The 8,672-nt window shown below is 59.8% G+C and carries 7 protein-coding genes; all 7 read left to right on the top strand.

All coding sequences use genetic code 11. The annotated features are described in order from the left end of the window. Positions 1-916: 916 nt before the first annotated feature. The 7 genes from NKH52_RS34890 (at position 917) to NKH52_RS34860 (ending at position 8,634) form a co-directional block, all read left to right on the top strand. On the top strand, positions 917-1,963 hold the full coding sequence (locus NKH52_RS34890; protein WP_352658027.1) for an ABC transporter ATP-binding protein: 1,047 nt from the start codon (positions 917-919) through the stop codon (positions 1,961-1,963). Then, positions 1,956-2,972 carry an ABC transporter ATP-binding protein gene (locus NKH52_RS34885; protein WP_352658030.1) on the top strand — a complete coding sequence of 339 codons (1,017 nt, stop codon included), beginning with the start codon at positions 1,956-1,958 and terminating at the stop codon, positions 2,970-2,972. The genes NKH52_RS34890 and NKH52_RS34885 overlap by 8 nt, the downstream gene beginning before the upstream one ends. A 126-nt stretch (positions 2,973-3,098) precedes the next feature. Further along, positions 3,099-4,796, top strand: a complete 1,698-nt coding sequence (locus NKH52_RS34880) for a peptide ABC transporter substrate-binding protein (protein WP_352658033.1) — start codon at positions 3,099-3,101, stop codon at positions 4,794-4,796. Between the two features lie 94 nt (positions 4,797-4,890). Next, the gene (locus tag NKH52_RS34875; RefSeq protein ID WP_352658036.1) at positions 4,891-5,898 is read left to right on the top strand and encodes an ABC transporter permease; all 1,008 of its coding nucleotides are present in this window, start codon (positions 4,891-4,893) and stop codon (positions 5,896-5,898) included. Next, positions 5,891-6,877: an ABC transporter permease gene (locus tag NKH52_RS34870; RefSeq protein WP_352658040.1), complete on the top strand. Its 987-nt coding sequence runs from the start codon at positions 5,891-5,893 to the stop codon at positions 6,875-6,877. The genes NKH52_RS34875 and NKH52_RS34870 overlap by 8 nt, the downstream gene beginning before the upstream one ends. A gap of 454 nt (positions 6,878-7,331) precedes the next feature. Next, entirely contained in the window at positions 7,332-8,288 is a 957-nt protein-coding gene (locus NKH52_RS34865) for an IS481 family transposase (RefSeq protein WP_352658043.1), read from the top strand. A 25-nt stretch (positions 8,289-8,313) separates the two neighbouring features. Beyond that, a complete protein-coding gene (locus NKH52_RS34860; RefSeq protein ID WP_352658046.1) occupies positions 8,314-8,634 on the top strand; it encodes a hypothetical protein in 321 nt (106 codons plus the stop codon). Positions 8,635-8,672 lie beyond the last annotated feature (38 nt).

Below are 8,672 nucleotides of genomic sequence, written 5' to 3'. Positions count from 1 at the left end.
GTCCGAGTGACCGAGAAAGGCGCGAAGTCGCTAAGCAGCATGTCACGTGACCTGCTGGTTAATTGCTGACTTCTTTCAGGATTGCAATGCCGGCGTAGCGCCAATACGTTACGCCGGCATTTAACAACACCAAGCTGTGCTGGTTGTGCGTCTAACACTTGTTTCGCACGGGCGACCTTTTCGAGGAAGCATTCAAAAAGACACGGCTAGTGCGTGGCCGAGCCGACCACCGCCCTTGGCTCGACGTCGTGGTGCAGGCAGAGATATGGACCTGCTGATGCGACTACAGCGGTTCCGGCCCACCCTGAAACGCTCGTCGCCTGGTCTTTTTCCCGCCGCCTGCGGCGGCGACGTCGCGGTGCTTCGCTTCACAGGTGCGTCCGCTCGCGTCCTTGGCTGCAGGTGCGGCCTAGCGGTTCGGCCGGCCCGGACGCGTCCCCTCACGGTCGGCCTCTCGGGGGGATCGTGCCCCGCGACAGCGAAGAAGTGACGGGAAAATGATCGCGATCGGCTACGTGACCAAGCAGGAAATGCTGCATGCAAGTGCCAGCCCAAGACGCTCAGCGTCCGACCGCGACGAGCTCGACTGCAATCATCAAGGGCGAACCGCACTAGCGGCACGCTCACCTCCCCACACCCTAATCGCGCTCATCCGATCAGGCTCGACCCATCTCGCTTCTAGATGACGACAATATAAAAGCTGCAATTGACTCAGGTCGCCCGTCTGTTGATGGTCAATGGAAGACGCGAATGACGTTCGCTCATCCCGCCATAATCGAAAGGAAAGCCCCGCCAATAATCGAAAAGAAAAGGGGCGGTTAACTATTGCTTCCGTTTGCCTGTTCAGCGTGAGACACGCGCGGCACAGCTTGATACGAGACGGGCGAGCAATCCGGGTTCAGGTGGAGGGTGTTCGGTGAACCGAGGGGGTAGCTTTGGAGGAGCCGACATCGCGCAGAATAAACGACGCGCGCCGGTCTTGCAGGTGTCGGACCTGCGGATTGTTTTCAGGACCCGCGGCACCACGATCCACGCCGTTAACGGCATCAGCTTTGAACTCCAGCCCGGCGAGCTGCTGGGCGTTGTCGGTGAAAGCGGTTCTGGCAAGAGCGTTACGATGATGTCGCTCATGAAGCTTCTGCCGTCGCCGCCCGCCGAAATCGTGTCTGGAAGGGTGCGTCTCGGGTGCCGGGATCTTTTGTCGCTCGACCCGAGCGAAATGCGTAGGGTCCGTGGCGGCGAGGTTGGGTTCATCTTCCAGGACCCGATGACGTCGCTCAACCCGGTCTTGACGGTCGGCTACCAGCTGATGGAGCCGTTGCGGAAGCATTTCGGTCTCAGCCGTAGCGAGGCGCGCAAGCGTGCGATCGAGCTTCTCTACCTGGTCGGCATACCCTCGCCACAGGACCGGATAAACGACTATCCCCACCAGTTCTCCGGCGGGATGCGCCAGCGGGTGATGATCGCTATTGCACTTGCCTGCGAGCCAAAAGTGCTCATCGCCGATGAGGCGACGACGGCGCTTGACGTGACGATCCAGGCCCAGATCCTGGAACTCGTCAGGAAGCTCCGCCAGGAAATCGGCATGAGCATTATCTGGATTACGCATGATCTCGGGGTGGTGGCCGGGATCGCCGACCGAGTGATGGTCATGTACGGCGGACTCATTGTCGAGTGCGCCGCTGTCGACGATCTCTACGCAAATCCCCGTCATCCTTATACACGCGCGCTTCTGGAGACGTTACCGAGGCCCCACCAGGCGGGACAGGGGCGATTGAAGAGTGTCGTCGGCCAACCGCCACACCTTACCGCCCTTCCCACGGGCTGCCCTTTCGCACCACGATGTAGGCATGTCTTCAATCGCTGCCGCGTCGAGAAGCCGCCGCTAATGCCGGTGCGAGAAGGTCACGAAGCTGCCTGCTGGTGGGACGTAACCGAGCAGAGGCCGCGCGACGATGTCTGAACCAAGTATCCTCACCAGAAAATCACGGCCTAGCTGGAACGACGTCCTGCTCCGCGTCAATGACCTGGCCGTGCACTACCCGACTTATCAGGGTGTCTTCGGGCGCCAAGCTGGCGGCATAAGAGCTCTGGACGGTGTGAATCTGGAAGTCCGGCGCGGCCAGACGCTCGGGCTGGTGGGCGAGAGCGGCTGCGGCAAGTCCACGACAGGGCGTGCCATCTTGCGCCTTTGCGACACTACCGGGGGCCACATCGTGTTTGATGGCGAAGACATCACGCATCTGGAGGGCAACAAACTGCGCCGGATCCGCCCGCGCATGCAGATGATCTTCCAGGATCCACAGGCATGTCTCAATCCGCGCATGACCGTCAGCTCCATTGTTGCCGAACCGCTGAACGAGCACGGCGCACTAAAAGGCAAGGAAAAGGAAAGGCGGATTCGCGAGTTGCTCGATTCCGTCGGTCTCAATCCGAGGTTCGCCAACCGCTATCCGCACGAATTTTCTGGCGGCCAGCGCCAGCGCATTGGCATCGCAAGGGCGCTCGCGCTCAATCCGGACTTCATAGTCTGCGATGAGCCTATCGCCGCCTTGGATGTCTCCATTCAAGCCCAGGTGGTCAATCTCCTTAAAGACCTTCAGGAACAGTTCTCGCTGACATACCTCTTTATCAGCCACGATCTTTCAATGGTCCGTCACCTCTGTGACGATGTGGCGGTGATGTATCTGGGCAAGGTGATGGAACTCGGCCCGCGCGCCCTCATCTACAAAGACCCAATGCATCCCTACACGAAGGCGTTGCTCTCTGCCGTCCCGGTGCCGGATCCCGGGGTCGAACGTGCGCGCCACCGCATCATCCTAGCGGGCGATGTGCCGAGCCCGGCCAATCCGCCTTCGGGGTGTCGATTTCGTACCCGCTGCCCGGTTGCGTTCGACCGGTGCGCGTCAGAGCAACCAGCCTGGCGAAAGGTGGCCGGCGACCGGTGGGTCGCTTGCCATAGAGCTGAGTGAAGCAGTGGAAGCAAGATCCCTCGCAGGAAGGCTCGCGCGTCCGCGATCGCAAGATGAGGATTTGGCGTGGGCAACAAGGCCGGAATAAGCCAGGCCGAGGTTTAAAAAAAAGAGGAGAACAACAGGATGTATAGATTAAAACCACTTCTAAGGGCGGGGGTCATAGTGACCCTACTCGTTACGTCTGCTTTTGCCGAACGCGGCGCAGACGGCGCCGTCAACATCCTGAATTGGCAGGCGGCGTCGATGATGAATCCTTACCTCTCGGGAAGCGACAATGACACCATTCCTGCCTCGCTGGTGCTCGAGCCGCTAGCCGGCTATGACGAGAACGGCGAGCTTTTCCCGCGGCTTGCGGCGGATATCCCAACCATCGAGAACGGCGGCGTCTCCAAGGATCTGAAGTCGATCACCTGGACACTGAAGCCTGGTCTCAAATGGTCGGATGGCACGCCCGTTAGCGCGAAGGATGTGGTTTTCACCGCCAACTACTGCATGGACGCAAAGGGCTGCGCCCAACTTGCCAGATTCCAGGGCGTCGACAAGGTCGAGGTACTGGAAGACCTGACCGTAAAAGTAACCTTCAAGGAGCCGACAGCAGTCCCCTATACTCTCTTTGTCAGCGCGAGCTCTCCAATCATCCAGGCCAAACAGTTCGCCGACTGCCTCGGCGCGAAGGCCCCCACCTGCACAGAAGCCAATTTCTATCCGGTCGGCACTGGGCCGTTTGTCGTCACCAACTTCAAGCCGAGTGACGCGGTCCAGCTGAAGGCCAACCCGAACTACCGCGATTCGAACAAGCCCGCTGTCGCCGAGGTCAACTACAAGGGCGGGGGCGATGCGCTCGGGGCGGCCCGTGCAGTGCTGCAGACGGGCGAATATGACTATGCCATGAACATGCAGCTCGCTCCGGACGTGCTTGGCAAGATGGAGAAAGCGGGCAAGGGCAAGGTGCTCTCGTCCTATGGGACGTGGGTCGAAACGCTCTTCATAAACCTGACCGATCCCTCCTCCAGTCTCCCGCCGGACGAGCGTTCGACGGCCAAGCATCCAAACCCGATCCTCAGCGATGTTCGCGTGCGCAAGGCTTTGTCGATGGCACTAGACCGCGCGAGGTTGAGCGAGATCGGCTACGGCTCGATGGGCAAGCCCACCTGTGACTGGATTCCGGCGCCAGCAAACTTCGCCGCCGGCAATACGGAGTGCCTGAAGCAGGATATTCCGGGTGCCGTGAAGCTTCTTGAAGAGGCGGGCTGGAAGCCGGATTCCGATGGAATCCGGGAGAAGGACGGCAAGAAGCTGAAGCTCACCTTCGTGACGATCACCAACTCGATACGCAACCAGTTCCAGGCGATCATCAAGCAGTGGTGGCACGAGATCGGCGTCGACGTCGAATTAAAGAGCCTAGACACTTCTGTCTTGTTCGGCAGTGATTCGAGCAGCCCGGACACATCCCAGAAGTTCTATGTCGACGTCCAAATGTGGACCAACTACGCTAGCGGTACCGATTTCGGCTCATATGTCGAAAGCTACACCTGTGACAAGGCTCCGCGGCCGGACACTCAGTGGCAAGGCTGGAATGTCCCTCGCTACTGCGACGCGAAATACGATGCGTTGGTGACAGAACTCGGCAATACCGCCGACGTCAAGAAGCGTGGCGAGATAGTGAAAAAGCTCAATACCATGTTGGCGGACAGTTACGCGATTATGCCAATGGTTTGGCGCGCCAATGTCTCGGCGACCTCTAATACGCTGGGCGGAACTGTCATGAACGCTTGGGATTCCGAGTTGTGGAACGCCCAGGACTGGAATCGCAAAAAGTAGGTTCCCTGCGCGTTCTTGTGAGGGCGCCTAGCTTTCCATGTTCCACGCCGGCCGCGGGCATTGTTGCCCCGGCCGGCAGCAATAGGTCCGGCGCATGCTCAACTATGCCATCCGACGACTGCTTATCGCGATCCCGACGCTGCTATTGATCAGCCTCGTGATCTTCTCGCTGCTCAAAATAGCGCCAGGCGATCCGTTATCGCAGTTGCCGCCTACCATTCCACCTGAAGTGCGCGCGAACATGCGTGCCGCTCTAGGCATCGACAAGCCGCTCATCGTGCAGTATTTCCTTTGGCTGAAGCTATTCTTCGTAATCGAGCCGTTGCATGGCTTCGACGTCCTGTTCGGGACGCATTTTTCGGACGGTATGCAGCGCATTATCTCCTGGCAATCGCGCGGCCCGGTCTTCAGCGTCATCGCCGAGCGCCTTCCGCAGACGCTTTTAGTCGTTGGCCTCGCCTATATAGTCGGGGTGCTTATTGCTTTGCCGATCGGTATCGTATCAGCCTACAAACGATATTCTGTGTTCGATCAGATCGGCACTTTCCTTTCGATGCTCGGCCTTGCGGTGCCGCCCTTCTTTTCAGGCGTTCTGGCAATCATGATCTTCGCCGTCTACTTCGACTGGCTTCCGACCGTCTACAACACCAATCTCGTCGTCAACAGCTGGAGCAGCTTCATGGAGCAGCTTCGGCAGATGGCCATGCCAGTGATGGTGCTGGCGGTTCAGACCACCGCCTCCATCAGCCGCTATCTACGCTCGTCAATGCTCGACAATCTCAACCAGGACTATGTTCGCACGGCTCGCGCCAAGGGCATGGGCGAGGTCGCGGTCGTGTTCATCCACGTGTTGCGCAATTCCATGATCCCCGTCGTGACCGTAGTTGCGCTTGGCCTGCCTAGCGTTTTCGGCGGCGCCATCGTGACCGAACAGATATTCAAGGTAAACGGAATCGGCCAGCTTCTCATCACCGCCATATACGCCAATGACGTGCCGATGGTGCAGACATTGGCTTTCATCTTCGCAGTGCTAATCGTCGGCTTCAACTTGATCGCTGATCTGCTCTACGGCTTGCTCGATCCCAGGATTCGCTATGACTGAGTTGCTTCGCGACACCGACCCGAAAGAAATCGCCGAGGCGCTTGTTTCGCAAACACGAGCTATCGATCCCAGCGCCGGCGTGGACCCTGTGTTGCTGGCGACGCCGTCGCGCAATCAGTGGTGGGACGTATGGGACCAGTTCAAGGCCCACAAGGGCGCGCTCGCCGGAGCTGCCGTCTTCTTCTTGATTGTCGTCGGCGTCGTCTTAGGCCCCTTCGTTTGGCGCGTGAGCCCCACCTATATCGATTTCACGACTTTGAACGCGGGATCAAGCTGGGTCCATCCGTTGGGCACCGACCAGCTTGGGCGCGATCTGCTCGCGCGGGTGATGACAGGCGGTCGGATATCAATCGCCGTCGGCCTGACGGCGATGGTCATCTCGATTTTTCTCGGCACTTTTATCGGTGTCGTTGCCGGTTATTTCAAGTCCCTTGATGGACCGCTGATGCGGCTCACTGATCTTTTTCTGTCATTGCCGGTGCTGCCACTGCTATTGATCGCAGTGATGCTGTTCCGCGAGGCGGTGGCGAACATTTTCGGAGTCGAGATGGGGAATTTCATCCTCATCGTGTCGGCGATCGGATTGACGAGTTGGATGCACACTGCGCGCGTCGTTCGCGGCGAAGTTCTGGCCGTCAAGCGGCGCGAATTCGTTTCGGCATCACGCAGCATCGGCGCGCCGCCGCGCCGGATTATCCGTCGTCATGTGCTGCCCAACATCATGTCGCCGATCATTGTCTCAAGCACTCTCCAAATAGCCGATGCCGTGATTTCGGAAAGCTTACTATCGTTTCTTGGCCTCGGTTTTCCGCCGGATTTCCCGACTTGGGGGCGGCTGCTCTTTGACGGAATCGAATACATTCAGGATTACCCGCAACTAGTGCTGTGGCCGGGCATTGCGATTTCGCTCACTGTACTCAGCGTCGCCTATATCGGCGACGGTCTCAGAGATGCGCTAGATCCGCGACTGCGGCGATGATGCACGTTTGGTACCTGAAATGATACGACGAGAAGAACGCGCTTCCGGCTGCGACGTGAGCGAGGCCTATGTCGCCGAGATGCGGCTGGTGCGAGGCCGCCGGACCAGACGAGGCGCGTGCCTTGACCGGCGAAGGCCGCGGAGGCGATGTCCCGGCTCGAATTCCTGCTCGATATCGCCTGGCCGGGTCTGCGCGTTTCGGTAACTTCGGTCACCAACGGATGGGCGGCGATGTCGGTGGCCGGTCCGAAGAGTTGCGAGATCCAATTTCGACGTCTCCAACGAGGCGAGGCCGCATATGGGGCTGCTTGAAGAGAGCTATCTCGAAAGGCCCCTGCGCATCATTCGCCTCAGCTTTCCGGCGAGCTAGCTGTGAGCTTTCGGGAGGTTGTCCATTCGGACCGGACCGGGGAGACTGGAGTTACCAGGCTTCAGCACTCACCGGAGGGTCCGAATGAACATCCACAAGACTGCCCGTCTCACGCCGCTGCGTCGAGAGGAGATGGCGCTGTCGGTGATAGAATGCGCTTTCTCCAAAGCCCATGCAGCGCGCATCTACGGCGTGTCGGCCAAGATCGTGGCGCGCTGGGTCGAGCGCTATAAGTCCGAAGGGCGGGCCGGCATGATCGACCGTTCCTCGCGGCCCGCCCATATGCCACGGGCCACCGCTGCGTTGATCGCCGAGCGCATCATGGCGCTGCGGCGGCAACGTTGGACCGGCAAGCACATCGCCCATGAGGTCGGCGTCTCGCCCGCTACCGTCAGTCGGGTTCTCAAGCGTGCCGGACTGTCGCGGCTCAGGGATATCGAACCGGCCGAGCCGATCCGGCGCTACGAGCGCGAGCATCCCGGCGAGATGATCCATATAGACATCAAGAAGCTCGGTCGTTTCGAGCGCATCGGTCATCGCATTACCGGCAAACGCACCGGCAATGCCAGCTCGCGCGGCAGCAGTTGGGAGTTCGTCCATGTCTGCATCGACGACGCCTCCCGCATCGCCTTCTCGCAGATCCTGCCTGACGAGAAAAAAGAGAGCGCCATCGCCTTCCTCAAGGCGGCGGTGGCCTACTACGCCAGCCTGGGCGTCGCCATAGCCCGCGTCATGACCGACAACGGCTCCTGCTACAGATCGAAGGCCTTCGCCAAGGCCTGCCGCGATCTCGGCCTCAAGCACGTCAGGACAAGACCCTATACGCCCAAGACCAATGGCAAGGCCGAGCGCTTCATCCAGACAGCACTGCGCGAATGGGCCTATGCCATCGCCTATCCGACGTCAGATCACCGCGCCGCCGAACTGCCTGTCTGGCTGCACAGATACAATTGGCATCGCCCACACGGCAGCCTAAAGTCCAAAACGCCTATCAGTCGCCTCGCTCTAACCGAGGACAACCTGTTGAGGCTCCACAGCTAGCTTACGAGATTATGCCGGCGCGAGTGTGGGGGACGAGGTATGGTCCCGGTTGATCGAGGCCGGCACGCCTTTCAGCCAGAAGCCTTACGGCGTCGAGGCTCTGGGCGCCTTGCGCGTCGAGAAAGGCCAAGTCGCTGGGCCGGAGATCGACGGCAGGACGACGCTCGACGACCTCGGGCTCAGCCGCATGGCGGGCAAGCGCAGCGGCTATGTAGGCAATGCACTTGGCCGCCGTGCAATTCCAGGCTTGGACGGCGCGATGGCACAATTTGAGGTGATACTGAATAGGATGCTGGGCGGTAAGCGGTGCGCCAAGGCACTTTCCCGAAATCGACTTGATGGTTAGATCGCTCGTTGGTCGGCCCGCCGGCGCCGATCACTGCG

The organism is Mesorhizobium sp. M1066 (assembly GCF_040318635.1).
In the GTDB taxonomy this organism is placed as follows: Bacteria; Pseudomonadota; Alphaproteobacteria; order Rhizobiales; family Rhizobiaceae; genus Mesorhizobium.
The sequence above is the reverse complement of the archived record's forward strand: the minus strand, read 5'-3'. Positions and strand labels throughout refer to the sequence as shown.